Source organism: Actinorectispora metalli (genome assembly GCF_056323685.1).
The window spans coordinates 4,200,294-4,216,650 of the sequence record NZ_JBREYE010000001.1; the positions used below are offsets into that span (position 1 = coordinate 4,200,294).

The window sequence follows — 16,357 nt, forward strand, 5'->3', positions numbered from 1 at the left end:
TGGAGGCACCGAGTGCCGGTCGTGCCGCTCAGGAGCGGGTGACCGCCAAGGCCTGAGTGAGTGCGTCCACAGTCAGGCCGATCTGCCATGCGCGGGCGCCGCCCGCCTTGAGCACGTCGGTGACCGCGTCGGTGGTGATCTCCGCAGGCGGCTGCCAGCAGGTGCGGCGGACCAGGTCCGGTTGCAGCAGGTTCTCCACCGGCAGCCGGTTCTGTTCGGCGATCTTTCCGAGCTTCTCGCGCGCCGCCGACAGTCTCGCCGCGGCCTCCGGGTCGCGGTCGGCCCACCGGTTGGGCGGCGGAGGGCCATCGTGCGACGGGCTCATATCGGGCAACTCCGCCCGCGTGAGCTTGCGCGCCTGGTCCAAGGCGCTCATCCAGGTGTTCGCGACCCGACGCTGGGCGCGGCCGCCGAACACCGGCAGCGCCATCAGCTCCTTCAAGCCCTCCGGGTTCGCGCTGACCGCCTCCACGATGGCGCTGTCGGGCAGCACCCGACCGGGCGCGATGTCCCGCTGACGGGCCAGCGCGTCCCGCGCCTCCCACAGCGCCCGCACCGCGGCCAACTGCCGCGGGTTGCGGATGCGGTGGATACCCGAGGTGCGGCGCCACGGCTCCGCGCGGCCCTTGGCGGGCGGCGCGGTTCTGATCGCCTCGAACTCCTCATGCGCCCAGCCCAGCTTGTTCTGGGCGGCCAGCTCCTGCTCCATTGCGTTGCGCAGCGGAATCAGCAGCTCGACGTCCAGCGCGGCATAGGCCAGCCACTCGTCGGGAAGTGGCCTGCGCGACCAGTCGGCGGCGCCATGGCCCTTCTCCAACTGGTAGCCCAGGATGTTCTCCACCAGCGAGGCCAGCGCGACCCGCTGGAAACCGGCCAGCCTGCCCGCCAGCTCGGTGTCGAACAGCTCTTTAGGCCGCAAACCCAGCTCGGCCAGGCACGGCATGTCCTGAGTGGCCGCGTGCAGCACCCACTCGGCATCGTTGAGCACGTCCACCATCGGCCCGAGGTCGCCGCCCACCGCGATCGGGTCGATCAGCACCGTGCCCGCCCCGTCCCGGCGCAGCTGCACCAGGTAGGCGCGCTGGGAGTACCGGTAACCGGACGCCCGCTCGGTATCGACCCCGATCGGACCGGTGCCTGCGGCCATGGCTCGCGCCGCCGCCCGCAGCGTCACCTCGTCGGTGACGACCGGCGGCACACCGTCCGCCGGGCGGGTCAACAGGACGACCTCGCGTTGGCCCGTGTCGGACTGCCCTTCCAGTTGGCTTGATCCGCGTTCCACCACGGAACCAGACCATACGGGTTGTTGCGTAATAGGTAATCGCTCCTCGCACGACGATCTGCAACGGATCGGGCGCAGGGCGCGTTATGTCGCGCCCTGCGCCCTGCAGCGCAGTGCCCCTGTAGCACCACCGTTGCCGCGGCGGTGCGGCAGCCCGCGTGATCCCGTTGTACTCGTCCCGGCTAGGCCGGTCCGCGTACCTGGTGAAGCTGGGCTCGGGCTGTCAGCGGATGACGCCGGCACGCATGGCCAGCGCAACCATCTGTGCCCGATCCCCGGTGCCCAGCTTGCGCCCGATCCGCGACAGGTGAGATTTCACCGTGAGCGCGGAAAGGTTCAGCGCCTCACCGATTTCCTTGTTGCTACGGCCATCGGCGACAAGCTGGAGCACCTCGACCTCGCGAGCGGAAAGCTCACGCGGCGTGTTGTCCGTACCCGGCACTCTCGTACCGGCGGCCAGCACTGGCGCCACGCTGGGATCGGCATACACGCCGCCATCCAGCACTCGCCGCACTCCGTCGGTGACCACCATGGGCGATGCGGACTTCAGCAGGTAGGCCTGAGCGCCTGCCTGGAAGGCCGACCGGACCGCATAGGGGTCGTCGGAGCTGGCGAGCACCACGATGCGCGGCCATCCCTGGGCACGGAGTTCCGTGACCAGATCAATGCCGCTCCCATCGGGGAGCCCAAGGTCGAGTATCGCGAGGTCGCACGGACCCGTGGCCAGAGCGCGAGCTCGGGCCTCGGCTACCGAGGCAGCCTCGTGTACGGTGCCGGCTCCCATCTGCATCAACCGGGTGGCAATAGCCTCCCGTAGCAGTGGGTGGTCATCGACCACCAGCACCGAGAACAGTTCCTCCCGCGGGTGCGGGACCATGTTGGCCGGCAAAGCACCGGCTGGCGTGGTTCGAACGGCCTGACCTAAGCCGACGGCAGCCACGTCACTACCTCCCTGGAGTCGGTCGTGCCCCCCGACCGGCACCGGGACTCTCGACCAATCAGCCGCGCCACTGATCGACCGAAAGTGGTGTCGACGGAGGCAGCCTAGCCGCCCGGAGGGGTCAGCGGGACGATCAATCGGGTATCTATCCCGATCGAGTTGTCACAGTAGGCCGTCCCGTTCCCCCTTTTGGGGGACTGCTTCCAGTGAGGCTAACGTTTCAAGGACGCAAAACGAAGAAAAAAGATTTGGGGGCCGAATGGACGAGAGCCTGTTACGCGCCGTCGAAGTACTCAAGACGACACCGCTGTCCGACGGTCACAACGACCTTCCATGGGCCCTTCGAGCGCTGGGCGAACGCACTTCCAGGCACCCGCTGGAGATCGACTTGCGGGCCCCGCAACCACCCTTGCACACCGACCTGGCGCGTTTGCGTCAAGGGTGTGTCGGGGTCCAGTTCTGGTCGGTTTACGTGCCATGTAGCTATGCGGGGACCGTCGCGACGGCCGCCGTGCTGGAGCAGATCGAGCTGGTCCATTCGATGATGGAGCAATACCCCGACCATCTCAAGATCGCGCGAACGGCCGATGAGGCGTTGGCCGCGTTCGGAGAGGGCCGGATCGCCTCGCTCCTGGGCGCCGAGGGCGGCCACTGCATCGCGGATTCGCTCGGCGTGCTGCGGGCGCTCTTCCGCCTAGGTGTGCGTTATCTCACTTTGACGCATAACGACAACACATCTTGGGCCGATTCGGCGACCGATAAGCCCGTTGTAGGTGGTTTGTCGGAATTCGGTTGTTCTGTAGTGGCGGAGATGAACCGACTCGGGATGCTCGTCGACCTGTCCCACGTGGCGGAGACGACGATGCGCGACGCCCTCGCCACGTCCAAGGCGCCGGTGATCTTCAGCCACTCCTCGTGCCGCGCGGTCGCCGACCACGTGCGCAACGTGCCCGACGACGTTCTCACCTCCATGGCCGCGGCGGGCGGGGTGTGCATGATCACCTTCGTGCCGGACTTCATCTCGGAGGAGTGCGCGGCGTGGTCAAGGGAACTGACCGCGGACATGAAGGCCCGCGGCGAGAACCCCCGCGACCTGACCCAGCGCGAGGCAGCGGTCGGCAGGCTCCGCCCGATGCCGAAGGCGACCCTGGAAGACGTCGTGCGGCACGTCGAACACGCCCGTGAGGTCGCAGGCATCGACCACATCGGCCTCGGCGGCGACTACGACGGCACCACCGTCCTCCCGGAAGGCCTGGAAGACGTCAGCGGCTACCCACGCCTGATCGCGACCCTCCTCGACCGCGGCTGGTCGGAAAAGGACTGCGCCAAACTCGCGGGCCGCAACACCCTCCGAGTCCTGGCCGAAGCCGAGTCAGTGGCACGGGCCCTCGCCGCCACCTGACCCAAGCAGCCGCCACCCCACCCGCGACTTGCCACTCCCGACTGCCACCCCCGACCCCGCGACTCCCGACCCCGCGACTCCCGACCCCGCGACTCCCGACCCCGCGACTCCCGACCCCGCGACTCCCGACCCCGCGACTCCCGACCCCGCGACTCGCCACACCCGACTCGCCACACCCGACCCGGCTGCCGCCTACCTCAGCCAAGTCGCCCTGGCAGCCGCTCTGTCGAGCCAGCCAGCCGGATCGCCATGCTGCGACCGGGCTGCCGCCCGGCCGAGTTCGGCGCCTGCGGCTCTGCCGGTCGCCATGTCCGGCCCACCCGGGGTTTAGCCGAGGCCAGCGTCCGCGGCATGGGCGCCGGCCTCGCTCGCGGTCGGCCGTCGCCTAGAGGGTGTCCTCACCGCGCCGACGAGGCCCAGGCGCATGATGCGCCCGCAGGTTGTCGTCATGACGTCCTGCGGGCGCATCATGACGACACAGGGCGACATCATGACGACCTGGGCGGGACCTGCGAATTTGGCGCCTGTCGCGTCGGCTTTGTCCGATCTTCGGCGCTAGGGTTCGATCGGGGGCGGCTGTGATCTCGCGGCGGTGGGGTGCTGCCCCCGATACACAAGTTAGCGATGGGGTCTGACATTTCGATCTGTTGACCAGCGCGATCTGTCGGGCAGCGTGGACTGTTGGGCTGCGCGGACTGTTGGGCTGCGCGGACTGTTGAGCGGTGCGGATTGTCGAGCAGCGCGGACTGTTGAGCAGCGCGGACTGTTGAGCAGCGCGGAGCAGGCCTGAACGCGAAGTTGGCTGTGTCCACCACAGGTATCCCGTCGGTTCCCCGCCGAGCGAGCGCGTCCCGGGTGGGAGTTTCACAGTTCGCGGTAGGGGGCTGGCCGATCGTCGCGTCCCGTGAACTGGCCGGACTGGATGGGCATGACGTGGTCGGGCTTCGCGGTGGTGAGGGCGGTGGCCTGCCGGCGCCGAGCGCGCTGTGGGAGGCCTTAGCTGGAGTTGCGTTGGGGGATCATCGCCACGCCGACCGGGGGGAGGCCCGCGGCGCTGGCCAGGAGGGTGCAGAAGGCTTCGGCGTGGGCGTCCAGGGCCAGGTCGGTGGCGGTCCAGGAGGCGCGGAGTTCGAGGTCGTAGCTGCGCTCCGGGCCTGCGATGTCGCCGAAGCGGGCCGAGGACGTGAGGGTGACGGTGCCGCCGAGGGCGGTCCACGCGGCGCCGCTGGTTTCCAGGGCCTCGGTCAGCCAGGACCAGCCGACGTCGGGCAGCAGCGGGTCGGAGGCCAGTTCCGGGTCCAGTTCCGCCGTGGCGTAGACGACCAAGCGAAACTCGCCGTCCCACGCCTCGTTGCCCTCCGGGTCGTGCAACAACACCAGACGGCCGGTGGCGATCTCGCCCGCAGGGCCGTTCACCTCGGCCCCGAAGGCAGCCGACCACGGCGCAAGACGTTGCGGCGGCCGCACCTCACCGAGTTCAACCTCGGCTCGTGGCTTGACTGCGCGCAGTGCCGCCACGGCCTGCCGGAACACCTCGGGTGGTCCCGAAATCCCGGTCACCCGGTGGACTTTAAGTCCGCACCCCCGCCCAAGCGCGCAGGCGCGCCGGGGCGTGTCGGACCGACCACGCGACGCATAAGTCCGAGGCCGTGGCACGATGAAGATGGGCAGGTGTCCGATACCCGCCCTACACCGTTCCACCGGACCCGCCCCGCGAGAGCGCGAGTCCGCACAGACCTGCGGGGGTCGGCCCGCCCGCGAGAGCGCAGCGCGGGGCCAGCCGCACGACACAGGAGCCTCATGACCAACCTCGCCGTTCTCCCGGGCCGTCGGGATCTCGCCGACGCGCCGTTTCTCGTCGCGGCGAGGGGCGGGCGCCCGTCGCGCGTCCCGGTCTGGTTCATGCGCCAGGCAGGGCGCTCGCTGCCGGAGTACCGCAAGCTGCGCGAGGGCACGCCCATGCTTCAGGCCTGCATGACACCGGAGATGGCCTGCGAGATCACCCTCCAGCCGGTGCGCAGGCACGGGGTGGACGCGGCGATCCTGTTCAGCGACATCGTCGTGCCGCTGCGGGCCGCGGGCGTCGACCTGGACATCGTGCCCGGCACCGGACCGGTGGTCGCCAACCCCGTCCGCACCGAGGCCGATGTGGCCGCGCTGCCGAAGCTGGACGCCGAGCAGGTCGAGCCGGTCGCCGACGCCGTGCGGCTGCTCGTGCGGGAACTGGGCAGCACGCCGCTGATCGGCTTCGCCGGTGCGCCGTTCACCCTCGCCTCCTACCTGGTGGAGGGCGGACCGAGCCGCAACCATGAGCGCACCAAGGCGCTGATGTACTCGGCCCCCGAGGTGTGGCACCAGCTGCTGGACTGCCTCGCCGACACCACCCTGACCTTTCTGCGCGCGCAACTGGCCGCGGGCGTCGACGCGGTTCAGCTGTTCGACTCCTGGACCGGCGCGTTGTCGATCGCCGACTACACCGACTTCGTCCAGCCGCACTCGGCCAAGGTCCTCGGCGGACTCGCCGACGCGGGCGTGCCGCGCATCCACTTCGGCGTGGGGACCGGTGAGCTGCTGGGCGCCATGCACCAGGCCGGGGCCGATGTGGTCGGCGTCGACTGGCGGATCCCGCTGGACGAGGCCGCCCGCAGGGTCGGCGGCGGCGTCGCGCTCCAGGGCAACCTGGACCCCGCCGTACTGTTCGCCTCGCCGGAGGTGGTCGAGCGTGAGGTGCGGCGGGTGCTCGCACAGGGCAAGGTCGCGGCGGGCCACATCTTCAACCTCGGACACGGCGTGCTGCCCGACACCGACCCCGCCGTGATCACCCGAGTCGTCGAGCTGGTCCACGAGTTGGGCTGACATGCGTCGGATCGCGATCGTCGGGGGCGGAATCTCCGGCTTGGCGGCGGCCTACCGGCTGCGGGAGCACGCCGAGGTGACCGTCTTCGAGCAGACGGGCACGCCGGGCGGCAAGCTGCGCACCACGGAGTTCGGCGGCGTGGACTACGACCTGGGGGCCGAAGCTTTCCTCGTGCGCAGGCCGGAAGCGGTCGACCTGATCACCGAACTCGGCCTCGCCGACCGCCTCGTGCACCCGGCTGCGGTGGGCGCGACGGTGCGGGCGGGCGGGCGGATCGTTCCGCTGCCCAAGCAGACCATCCTCGGCGTGCCCGCCACCGCCGATGCGATGACCGAACTGCTCTCGCCCGGGGGCTGTGCGCGGCTGAGCGCCGAGACGCAGCTGCCGCCGGTGCGGTTGGAGGGCAAGGACATCGCGGTCGGTGCGCTGGTCCGGGCGCGGATGGGCGACGAGGTGGTCGAGCGGCTGGTCGACCCGCTGCTCGGCGGTGTGTACGCGGGCCGCGCCGACCGGCTCAGCCTGCGCGCGACCATTCCCGCGGTGGCGACCGCCTTGGACAACGGCGCCAATTCGCTGCTGGCCGCCGCGCAGAGCGTGCTGCGCCCGGCCGAAACCGGGCGCAAGCCGGTCTTCGGCGCGCTGACCGGCGGCATGCGCACGCTGGTCGACGCGTTGACCGCCCGCTCCGGCGCCACAATCCGGACGAATACGACGGTCCGCGGCCTGGCGCCGACGGACGGCGGTTGGCGGCTGGAATTCGGCGCAGCGCCGCGACCCGAGTACGAGACCTTCGGCGGCGTGCTGCTCGCCGTACCCGCGCCCGCGGCCCGCAAACTGCTGGCCGACGTCGTTCCCGACGCGGCGGCGGGCTATGCCGATATCGACGTGGCCTCGATGGCCATCGTCGCGCTCGCCCTGCCCGCCGACGCCGCGCTGCCTGACTCCTCGGGCGTGCTGGTCGCGGAGGGGGAGCGGCGCAGCGACGGAATCCCCTTCTCCGCCAAGGCATTCACGTTCTCCAGCCGCAAGTGGCCGCACCTCGGCGGAAACCACGTGCTGGTACGGGGATCGGTCGGCCGCTACCGCGAAACCGGTGTCCTCCAACTGGATGACACCGAGCTCATCTCGGCGATTCGCGGCGACCTCGCTGATCTCACCGGCGTGACGTCGACCCCGGTCGCGGCGGTGGTGCAACGCTGGGGCGGCGGGTTGCCGCAATACGCGGTCGGACACCAGGACGCGGTAGAACGAATTCGCCGGGCGGTGGCGGAGCATCCCGGCCTCGCGGTGGCCAGCGCGGCCATGAACGGCGTGGGCATCCCGGCCTGCATCGCCGCCGCCGATGCGGCGGTGGCTCAGCTGCTCGACACGCGCGAACGTCAGCCATCGTCCTGACCCGCCGTGCCAAAGCGAGCCGGGCTGGGCCAATACGGCGTGCCTGCGCGCGCCGTGCTCACGCGGCCACGCCGCCGACGCTAGGGTTGAATCGGGGGCCGCTGCGGTCTTTCGGTGGCTGGGTGCTGCCCCCGATACACAAGCTAGCGATGAGGTCGGACATCGCGGCATCGGTCAACGCTCGGACGGCCGACTCTCCGCGAAGCGCTGAGCACGGGAGCGGACCTGAGCCTCGTAGGCAAGGTCCCGCGGGCCGGCTCGATCGGAGCTTCTCCACATGCCGATCCTTCAGGCCACCAGCACCGCGAAACAGTCCTCGCGGCAGGTGATCACAGCTCCGGTGCGTGTCTGATGAAGGTGTGGGTGTCGCCGACCGCGGTGAAGCCCGCCGCGGCGTAGAACTCCCTGGGCCAGTCGTCGGCATCGGCCAGCAGGAACAGCAGGTCGCAACCCGCCTCGGCCGATCGGCGCAGGCTCTCCGCGAGGATCGCCCCCGCGTAGCCACGCCCCCGGGCGCGGGGGATGGTGGCCAGCGACTCGAACTGGGCGATGCCCGCGGCCCGGTCCAGGTACAGATCGGCGTGCGACACGACCGCGTCCCCCTCGCGCACCCCCAGGAAGACCACATCGTCGGCGCCGTCCAGTCGGGTCAGGTAGCGGTCGGCCAACTGCTCGACGACCGCCGCGTAGCCCGGCGAATCCAGCCGCTCCTGCCAGGTCACCCGGGAGGCCTCGCGGACGTCGGCGAACTTCAGCGGCTCCACGACGATCGCGCTGTCCCGCGGCGGCGTCACGCCGTCGTGGCACATCACGACGTCCGTCTCGTGCACATAGCCCGCTTCCGCGAACTCCTCGGCGCAGGCCAGGCCGAGCTCATCGGCGTTGACCCTGATCAGGCGGTGTTCCAGGCCCGCGCGGCCCAGCACGTCCTCGGCCGCCGTCAGCGCCTGGCCCGGCGTCACGGACTCGCGCAGGACCAGCTTGTTGTTGTCGTAGGACGCCGGGAACCGGTCATCCAGCACGGCGAAGCCGCCGGGCACCTCCACCGTCCGCCGCGCCTGCCTGCGGGCGAAGTCCTCCAGGAACTCGACGGCCCTGGTGAGTTGGGTCATGATCGCGAACCTACCCGCTGGGTGCCGTGCGAGTGGTCTGGCGGCGGTGGCACGATGGAAACATGACCCGCCTGAACTTCGCCGAGCTCAACGACACCATCCGGTACACCATGTGGTCGGTGTTCCGGGTCCAGCCGGGCAAACTCGGCGAGGACCGCGCCGCCACCGCCCGCGAAGCCCAGGACTACCTGGACGCGCTGGAGGGCAAGGGTGTCATCGTGCGCGGGGTGTACGACCTGGCGGGCATGCGGGCCGACGCCGACTACCTGATCTGGTGGCACGCCGAGCGCATCGAGTCGTTGCAGGAGGCCTACAGCGGCTTCCGGCGGACCACCGCGCTCGGGCGGGTGTCCGACCCGGTGTGGAGCCAGGCCGCGCTGCACCGGCCCGCGGAGTTCAACAAGAGCCACGTGCCCGCGTTCCTCACCGGTGAGGAACCCCGCAGGTACGTGTGCGTCTACCCCTTCGTCCGCTCCTACGAGTGGTACCTGCTGCCCGACGAAGAGCGGCGCGCGATGCTCGCCGAGCACGGCAAGCAGGCTCGCGAGTACCCCGACGTCCGAACCAACACCGTGGCGTCCTTCGCGCTCGGCGACTACGAGTGGATGCTGGCCTTCGAAGCCGACGAACTGCACCGCATCGTGGACCTGATGCGGCACCTGCGCGGCAGCGCGGCCCGGCGCCACGTCCGCGAGGAAATCCCGTTCTACACCGGCACCCGGATCCCGGCCGCGGACCTCGTCACCACGCTTCCGTAACACCGCTTTCGTTCGCGGCAAACGTGACGCCTGCTCATTCTTTCCGGGCAAACGTCACATACACCCGCGATGCTGCTGCTCTGTTCGGGCGAGAAAGACGATCTTGGCTCTTCTTACCTCCGCGTAGGCCATAAATTTCTAGGCAGGCCTTGGGCCGGGGGAGCAGGGGAAGATCGGAGAACCTCGCACGATGGCAGGCTGGACGCGCCACCCCAAGACGCGGCGAAAGCCGTCGGACCCCCCGTCTACCGAGGCGGCGGTTCCCTTGGTGCCCAAGAACATTGTGGAGGCGCAGTCCCGCGCCGAGGCACTGGAGGCCAGACTCGCCGCACAACGCGATGTGCTGCGCCGCGCGTTGGCGAACCCGGTGGCGCCGCTGGACTTCGACTCGCTCAAGAAGTCCCGCCCGTCGATGCCGGACATCGACCCCGCGGTACTGAGCGCGGGCACCGAGCCGCTGCCCAAACCCGCGAGCATCGCCGACCGCCTGCCGCCCAAGCCGGGCATCCGCGGTCTGATCCCCGGTGTGCGGCGGCGGTACCTGGCCGCGGTCCGGGAGGCCATGCGGCGCGCGGAGGAGGACTTCACCCGCTATCGCGCCGCCGAGGCCCGCAGGCGGGAGGACGCCGACGCCGCCGAGAAACTGCGCGCCGCCCAGTCGGCCTGGGAGGCGGTCGCCGAGCAACACGCCGAGGTCGACCGCTACGCCGTCGCCGTGCGCGCGGGCGACCCGCAGGCCGTATGCCACTACTTCCACCGCATGCTCACCGCGTCCGCCGGAGACGACCCGGCGGAGCTGATCATGCACTTCCAGTTGGGCTACGAGCCGGACAACCGGGTGCTGAAGGCACGGTACGAACTGCCGCACCCCGAGATCGTGCCGCCGGATTACGTGGTCCGCTCACCAGGCCTCGCACCGGTGTTCCACCCGCGGGGCGCGGAGGAGCACTCCGAGCTTTACCTGCGGCTGATCGCCCACCTCGCGCTCCGCACGTTGCGCACGATCTTCGGCAGCGACCCGGTGAACCTGGTCGACACGGCGATCGTGAACGGCCTGGTGTCGGCGGTGGAAGAGACCGAGTTGGTGCCCGAGCAGGTCTGCGTGCTCAGCATCGCCGTGCCCGCCAAGCGGTTCGCCGACCTGGACCTGGACGCGGCCGAGGCCGATCCGGTCGTGTGTCTTCGGGACGCGTTGGGTGGCAACCTCACCGAGAACCCGCGCACCCTGCAGCCGGTCCCGCCCGCCCGCTACCAGCCCGTGGCGGACTGACGCGCGTCGGCCGGGTCCGGTCGGTGACCGGACCCGGCCGCGGCCAGTGCGTCAGAAGGGGCGGGCGTCCAGGCGCTTGGACTGGATGAAGCCCGCGACCTTGGCCTCCAGGGAGGCCGGGCGGTCGGTGGGCGCTACGCGGGACGAGGGGGAGTCGGCGGGCACGTCGGGCCTCGGCTCTCCCTTGCAGACGACGCGGCTGCCGGGCAGCACGCCGTCCACCAGGTAGCGGTTGATGAGCTTGGTGGCGCACTCGTTGAAGCCGTACAGGCCGTGCGCGCCGTCATCGGCGACCGAGATCAACGGGTCGTTGAGCTTCGCCGCCATCGCGGGGCCGCTGTCGTAGTGGGTGTTGGCGTCGCCGTCGGCCTGGATCACCAGGCCTGCCGGGTAGCCCGCCCGCTTGAGGTCGGTCACGGCGTCCGGAGGGGTGAAGGTGCGGAAGGTGCACGGCTGGGGGGCGGCGCGGTAGACGCCGAAGCCGTAGGGGTACTTCTCGCGGAAGTGGCGCATGTCGTTGTAGTAGGTGTTGAGGTCACGCGGCCAGTCGGCCTCGCAGGTCACGGTGTCGAACACGCCGGACACCGTCTCCTTGATCGCGATCTCCTTGGCCACCTTGGCGGCCTTGGCCGCGTCGACCACCTTCACGTCCTCCGGCGACTTCACGCCGTCGGCACCGGCGCGAAGCTCGCCGATGATCCACGCGAAGGACTCCCACTCCGGGCGGAACCTCGTGAAGTAGTTGACCACCAGGTCCAGCAGGTTGCGGTCGATGCCCGCCACCGGCTTCTGCGCGAGCTTCGCGGCCAGTGCCTCGTAGCTCGCGATGACCTCGGCCTGGGACTTGCCGAGGCCGAAGGTGTTGTTGCGCTGGCCGGTCCAGGCGGCCCACAGGTCGAAGTTCTCGCGGATCGCGTACGCCTGCGCCTTGAACTGCTCGCGCCAGATCCACTCCGGGTGCACCGCGGAGTCCAGCACGTTGCGGTCCAGGGTCGCCGGGAACAGCGAGCCGTACACCGCCCCCAGGTAGGTGCCGTAGGAGAAGCCAAGATAGTTGATCTTCTTCTCGCCCAGGACGCCGCGCATCACGTCCATGTCCCGCGCGGTGTTCGGGGTGTTGATGTACGGGCGGATGCCGCCCGCGCTGCGCTCGCAGCTTTCCTCGAACTGCCTCGCCTCGGCGGTGAAGATCGCGAACTCGCGGTCGGTCGGCCGGGTGTTGAGCTGGCCGAGCGCGTCGGTGACCTCGCACTCCAGCGGGGTGGAGCGGCCGACGCCGCGGGGGTCGAAGCCGATCAGGTCATAGACCTTGGCGATCGGGTCGTTGCGGAAGTAGTTCGGCATGGACAGGCCGGAACCGCCGGGGCCGCCAGGGTTGATCAGCAGCACGCCGCGCCGCTTGGCGGTGTCGGAGGCCTTGAGCCTGCTCATGGTCACCGCGATGCGCCCGGCATCGGGGTTGCGGTAGTCCAGCGGCGCGATCACCTCGGCGCATTCCAGGCCCGCCAGGCCGGGTGTGGTGCCGCAGGCGCTCCATTCGACCTGCTGGCCGTAGAACTCGCTCAAGCCATTGTCGGCCAATGCGGGGGCGGTGGTGGTGAGCAGTGTTGCCACACTCAACGCCGCGGTCACCGCGGCATTTCTGAATCTACGGGGTCTTGAAACAGAACTTGTCAATGCACTTCCCTCCGTAGCACCTGTGAAGCTGTTGTGCAGCCTACGAATCCGCTGTGCACGCGCGATCCGGCAAAAGAAGTAAATTCGGTCGCGAAAATATGTGCATTGAATGGTCCGATGACATACCGGAATGGGCCGGGGTGGCATTTCCCGGCCCATTCCGGTATTTGGTGGAAGGTGGTTAGCGGGCCTCGCGCTCCAGTCGCTTGAGGTTGACGAAGTTCAGCACCAGCGACTCCAGGCTCTCCGTCGGGGCGCTGCGGGCCGCGCGGCTCGCGACCGCGTTGTCCTCGGGCACGTTCGGCCGCGGGTCACCGGCGCAGGTCACCCTGGTCGGCGGCAGCACGCCGGAGACCAGGTACCGGTCGATGAGGTCCGAGGCGCACTTGTTGCGGGCGTAGAGACCGTGCGTGCCGTCGTCGGCCACCGAGATCAGGTGGTCGCGCAGCTTGGCCGCCATCGCGGGCCCGCCGTCGTAGTGCGTCTGGGTGTCACCGTCGGCCTGGATGACCAGGCCGGTGGGGTAGGCGCGCTTGAGGTCGGTCACCGGGTCCGTGGTGTCGAAACCGCGGAAGGTGCAGTTCCACGGCGCGGCGCGGAGCACGCCGAAGCCGTAGGGGTACTTGTCCCGGAACAGCCGCATGTCGTTGTAGTAGGTGTTGAGGTCGCGCGGCCAGTCGGCCTCGCAGGTCACGGTGTCGAACACGCCCGCCCTGGTCTCGGCGATGCCGACCTCGGCCATCACCTTCGCCGCCTTGGACGCGTCCAGCACGGCCGGGTCGTTCGCAGGCGTGCCCTCGGTGGCCGCCTTCAGCTGGGCGACGGTGTAGCCGTAGCCCGCCCACAGCGGGCGGTAGCGGGTGAACTGCCCGGTCAGCAGGTCGAAGGTGTTGCGATCGATGTCGTTGACCGGCTTGACGTGCAGCGCCGCCGCGACCTTCTCCACAGTGGCCATGACCTCGGCCTGGGTTTTGCCGAGGTGGTAGGTGCCGTCGCGCTTGGCGGCCCAGTCGGCCCACAGGTCGACGTTCTCGCGCAACGCGATGCCCTGGGCCCTGAACTGCGGGCGCCAGATCCAGTCGGGGTGCACCGAGGAGTCCAGCACGTTGCGGTCCAGGTTGGCCGGGAACAGCGAACCGTAGACAGAACCGAGGTAGGTGCCGTAGGAGAAGCCAAGGTAGTTGATCTTCTTCTCGCCCAGCACGCCACGGATGACGTCCATGTCGCGGGTGGTGTTGGGGGTGTTGATGTAGGGCCGGATGCCGCCCGCGGCGCGCTGGCAGGCCTCCTCGGACTCCCGGGCGTCCGCCGACCAACCGGCGAACTCACTGTCCTCGGGGCGGGTGGAGAACTCGGCGATCGGGTCGACGACCTCGCACAGCAGCGCCGTGGACCGGCCGACTCCGCGCGGGTCGAAGCCGATCAGGTCGTAGGCCGCGGCGATGGGCCGCTTGGCGAAGGCCGCGGGCATGCCGAGGCCGGAACCGCCGGGGCCGCCGGGGTTGAGCAGCAGGATCCCGCGGCGCTTGGCCGCGTCGGTGGCCTTGAGCCGCGAGATGGTGACGGTGATCCGCTCATCGGTGGGATTGCGGTAGTTCAGCGGCACGGTCAACTCGGCGCACTCCAGCGTGGCCAGTTGGCCGGACGGCGCGCACTTCGACCAGGTGGGCTGCTGGCTGTAGAACTCCTCCAGGCCTGCGGGGACCTGTGACGGCGCCGCCAGCGCCGAAGCGGGGGTGAACAGGGCACCGGCGAGCGCCAGCGACAGGTATGCCGCGATGCGTCTCCCGGGCAGACGTGCAATCGCCATCGATTTCCTTTCGCAAACCCGCTCCGGAACGCCGCCAGCGTCGGTCTCACGCATCGCGCCCCCAGGCGGAAGGCAATTACGCCGAGCGATTAGAGCCCTCACTCATCGCCCGGTCGGGGTCAGACTAAATGGTGAAAGTTGCCTGCACAACGGCCGTTCGGAGTCGAATTTTCGAGTTATGCGCGTGCTTGATACCCGAATGAGATAGGGCTCGGCACCCATTTGTCCGAATGCCGAGCCCTATTCCTGTTGAAACATGTCAGGGCAGATCCGGGTTGTTCAGCTTCTTGTCGGAGATGAAGCGCTTGGCGAGGTCCTCCAGCGAGGCCGACGCGCCGCGGGCGCGGGCGTGGTCGCCGGGGACGTCCGGGCGGGGGTCGCCCTTGCAGGTGGCCAACCTGCTGCCGGGAAGCACGCCGTCGAGCAGGTAGCGGTCGACGATCTGCCGCGCGCACTCGTTGCGGAAGTACAGGCCGTGCGAGCCGTCGTCGGTGACGGTCACCAGGTTGTTCCGCAGCGTCCGGGCCATCGCGGGGCCGCCGGAGTAGTGGGTCTGGGTGTCGCCGTCGGCCTGCACGACCAGGCCCACCGGGTAGCCCGCCCGCTTGAGGTCGGTCACCGAGTCGGTCGGGGTGAAGCTGCGGAAGGTGCAGACGCTGGGCGCGGCGTTGTAGACGCCCTCGCCGTAGGGCAGGTGGGCGCGGAAGAACCGCATGTCGCGGTAGTAGGAGTTGAGGTCACGCGGCCAGTCGGTCTCGCAGGTCACCGTGTCGAACACGCCAGAGCGCACCTCGGGGATGGCCAGCGCGGCGAACGCCTTCGCCGCCTTCGCCGCGTCCCGCACCGCCGGGTCCGTCGGCGGCTTGTTGCCCGCCAGTTCCGACACCCACTGCGCGGCGATGTCCCAGACGTAGCGGTAGCGGGTGTTGGCGCCGATCGCGTAGTCAAACTGGCTGCGGTCCAGACCGTCGACGGGGTTGGCGTGCAGCTTCGCGGCCAGCCGCTCGACGCTCGCGAGCACCTGCGCCCGGTTGCGGCCCAGGTGGTAGGTGTTGTCGCGCTGCCCGACCCACTCCGCCCAGCGCAGCACGTTCTCCATGGTCGCGACCGTGCGCGCGTTGGCCTGCCGGTGCCAGATCAGCTCGGGGTGGATCGAGGAGTCCAGCACGCTGCGGTCGAGGTTGGCCGGGAACAGCGAGCCGTACACGGCGCCGAGGTAGGTGCCGTAGGAGAAGCCCAGGAAGTTGATCTTCTTCTCGCCGAGCACCGCGCGGATGACGTCCATATCGCGGGCGGTGTTCGGGGTGTTGATGTAGGGGCGGATGCCGCCCGCGGCGCGCTGGCAGCCTTCCTCGTCGGCACGGGCGTCCGCGGCCCAGCCCGCGAAGTCGGCGTCGGCCGGGCGGGAGGAGTACTTCGCGGCGTAGTCGACCTTCTCGCAGAACAGCGCCGTGGACCGGCCCACCCCGCGCGGGTCGAAGCCGATCAGGTCGTAGGCCTGCTCGAGCGGGGTCCCGCCGAGGTACAGCGGGGTGGCCAGGCCCGAACCGCCGGGTCCGCCGGGGTTGAGCAGCAGCACGCCCCGGCGTTTCGCGCCGTCCTTGGCCTTCTGCCGACTAACCGTGACGGTGATGCGCTCTTCGGCCGGGCTGCGGTAGTTCAGCGGCACCGTCAGCTCGGCGCACTCGAGTTCGGCCAGCGAGCCTTCCTCGGCGCACTTCGACCAGTTCGGCTGCTGGTGGTAGAACTCGTCGAGGCCCGGCTCGACGGCGGCGGCGGGGGCGGCGAGCACGCCCGTGAACAGGACGGCGGCGAGCAGGGCGCTGCGCCGTCGCGGCATGGCTGTCATGGTGT

The 16,357-nt window shown here is 69.8% G+C and carries 12 protein-coding genes; 5 read left to right on the forward strand and 7 right to left on the reverse strand.

Features of this window, described 5'->3' with window-relative positions; genetic code table 11:
* Positions 1-28 precede the first annotated feature (28 nt).
* Both ACU6XJ_RS19740 and ACU6XJ_RS19745 read right to left on the reverse strand, forming a co-directional pair.
* A complete protein-coding gene (locus tag ACU6XJ_RS19740) occupies positions 29-1,282 on the reverse strand; it encodes a ribonuclease D (RefSeq protein WP_476313529.1) in 1,254 nt (417 codons plus the stop codon).
* A 223-nt stretch (positions 1,283-1,505) separates the two neighbouring features.
* Positions 1,506-2,222, reverse strand: a complete 717-nt coding sequence (locus tag ACU6XJ_RS19745) for a response regulator (RefSeq protein WP_476313531.1) — start codon at positions 2,220-2,222, stop codon at positions 1,506-1,508.
* A 259-nt stretch (positions 2,223-2,481) separates the two neighbouring features.
* On the opposite strand from ACU6XJ_RS19745, the gene ACU6XJ_RS19750 reads away from it, so the two are divergent.
* Positions 2,482-3,624, forward strand: a complete 1,143-nt coding sequence (locus ACU6XJ_RS19750; RefSeq protein WP_476313533.1) for a dipeptidase — start codon at positions 2,482-2,484, stop codon at positions 3,622-3,624.
* Between the two features lie 996 nt (positions 3,625-4,620).
* Here the strand turns inward: ACU6XJ_RS19750 and ACU6XJ_RS19755 are convergent.
* A complete protein-coding gene (locus tag ACU6XJ_RS19755) occupies positions 4,621-5,184 on the reverse strand; it encodes a DUF3000 domain-containing protein (RefSeq protein WP_476313535.1) in 564 nt (187 codons plus the stop codon).
* Between the two features lie 240 nt (positions 5,185-5,424).
* Between ACU6XJ_RS19755 and hemE the strand changes: the two genes are divergently transcribed.
* Both hemE and hemG read left to right on the forward strand, forming a co-directional pair.
* The gene (hemE, locus tag ACU6XJ_RS19760; protein WP_476313537.1) at positions 5,425-6,480 is read left to right on the forward strand and encodes a uroporphyrinogen decarboxylase; all 1,056 of its coding nucleotides are present in this window, start codon (positions 5,425-5,427) and stop codon (positions 6,478-6,480) included.
* 1 nt (position 6,481) lies between these two features.
* On the forward strand, positions 6,482-7,876 hold the full coding sequence (gene hemG / locus ACU6XJ_RS19765) for a protoporphyrinogen oxidase (RefSeq protein ID WP_476313539.1): 1,395 nt from the start codon (positions 6,482-6,484) through the stop codon (positions 7,874-7,876).
* Positions 7,877-8,205: 329 nt separating this feature from the next.
* Here the strand turns inward: hemG and ACU6XJ_RS19770 are convergent, their stop codons facing one another.
* Complete coding sequence (locus ACU6XJ_RS19770) at positions 8,206-8,988, reverse strand: GNAT family N-acetyltransferase (protein WP_476313541.1); 783 nt, start codon at positions 8,986-8,988, stop codon at positions 8,206-8,208.
* A gap of 62 nt (positions 8,989-9,050) precedes the next feature.
* On the opposite strand from ACU6XJ_RS19770, the gene hemQ reads away from it, so the two are divergent.
* Both hemQ and ACU6XJ_RS19780 read left to right on the forward strand, forming a co-directional pair.
* On the forward strand, positions 9,051-9,746 hold the full coding sequence (gene hemQ, locus ACU6XJ_RS19775) for a hydrogen peroxide-dependent heme synthase (RefSeq protein WP_476313543.1): 696 nt from the start codon (positions 9,051-9,053) through the stop codon (positions 9,744-9,746).
* Positions 9,747-10,014: 268 nt separating this feature from the next.
* On the forward strand, positions 10,015-11,016 hold the full coding sequence (locus ACU6XJ_RS19780; protein ID WP_476313545.1) for a hypothetical protein: 1,002 nt from the start codon (positions 10,015-10,017) through the stop codon (positions 11,014-11,016).
* A gap of 51 nt (positions 11,017-11,067) precedes the next feature.
* On the opposite strand, the gene ACU6XJ_RS19785 is transcribed toward ACU6XJ_RS19780, so the two are convergent.
* The 3 genes from ACU6XJ_RS19785 to ACU6XJ_RS19795 form a co-directional block, all read right to left on the reverse strand.
* A complete protein-coding gene (locus ACU6XJ_RS19785) occupies positions 11,068-12,648 on the reverse strand; it encodes an alpha/beta fold hydrolase (RefSeq protein WP_476313547.1) in 1,581 nt (526 codons plus the stop codon).
* Between the two features lie 226 nt (positions 12,649-12,874).
* Entirely contained in the window at positions 12,875-14,503 is a 1,629-nt protein-coding gene (locus ACU6XJ_RS19790) for an alpha/beta fold hydrolase (RefSeq protein WP_476313548.1), read from the reverse strand.
* A gap of 259 nt (positions 14,504-14,762) precedes the next feature.
* A complete protein-coding gene (locus ACU6XJ_RS19795; RefSeq protein WP_476313550.1) occupies positions 14,763-16,343 on the reverse strand; it encodes an alpha/beta fold hydrolase in 1,581 nt (526 codons plus the stop codon).
* Between the last annotated feature and the right edge of the window lie 14 nt (positions 16,344-16,357).

Excerpts from the sequence above, each read along its gene's own strand:
- ACU6XJ_RS19750 (WP_476313533.1), top strand. The coding sequence starts at position 2,482 with ATGGACGAGAGCCTGTTACGCGCCGTCGAAGTACTCAAGACGACACCG.
- hemE (WP_476313537.1), top strand. The coding sequence starts at position 5,425 with ATGACCAACCTCGCCGTTCTCCCGGGCCGTCGGGATCTCGCCGACGCG.
- hemG (WP_476313539.1), top strand. The coding sequence starts at position 6,482 with ATGCGTCGGATCGCGATCGTCGGGGGCGGAATCTCCGGCTTGGCGGCG.
- ACU6XJ_RS19770 (WP_476313541.1), bottom strand. The coding sequence starts at position 8,988 with ATGACCCAACTCACCAGGGCCGTCGAGTTCCTGGAGGACTTCGCCCGC.
- hemQ (WP_476313543.1), top strand. The coding sequence starts at position 9,051 with ATGACCCGCCTGAACTTCGCCGAGCTCAACGACACCATCCGGTACACC.
- ACU6XJ_RS19790 (WP_476313548.1), bottom strand. The coding sequence starts at position 14,503 with ATGGCGATTGCACGTCTGCCCGGGAGACGCATCGCGGCATACCTGTCG.
- ACU6XJ_RS19795 (WP_476313550.1), bottom strand. The coding sequence starts at position 16,343 with ATGCCGCGACGGCGCAGCGCCCTGCTCGCCGCCGTCCTGTTCACGGGC.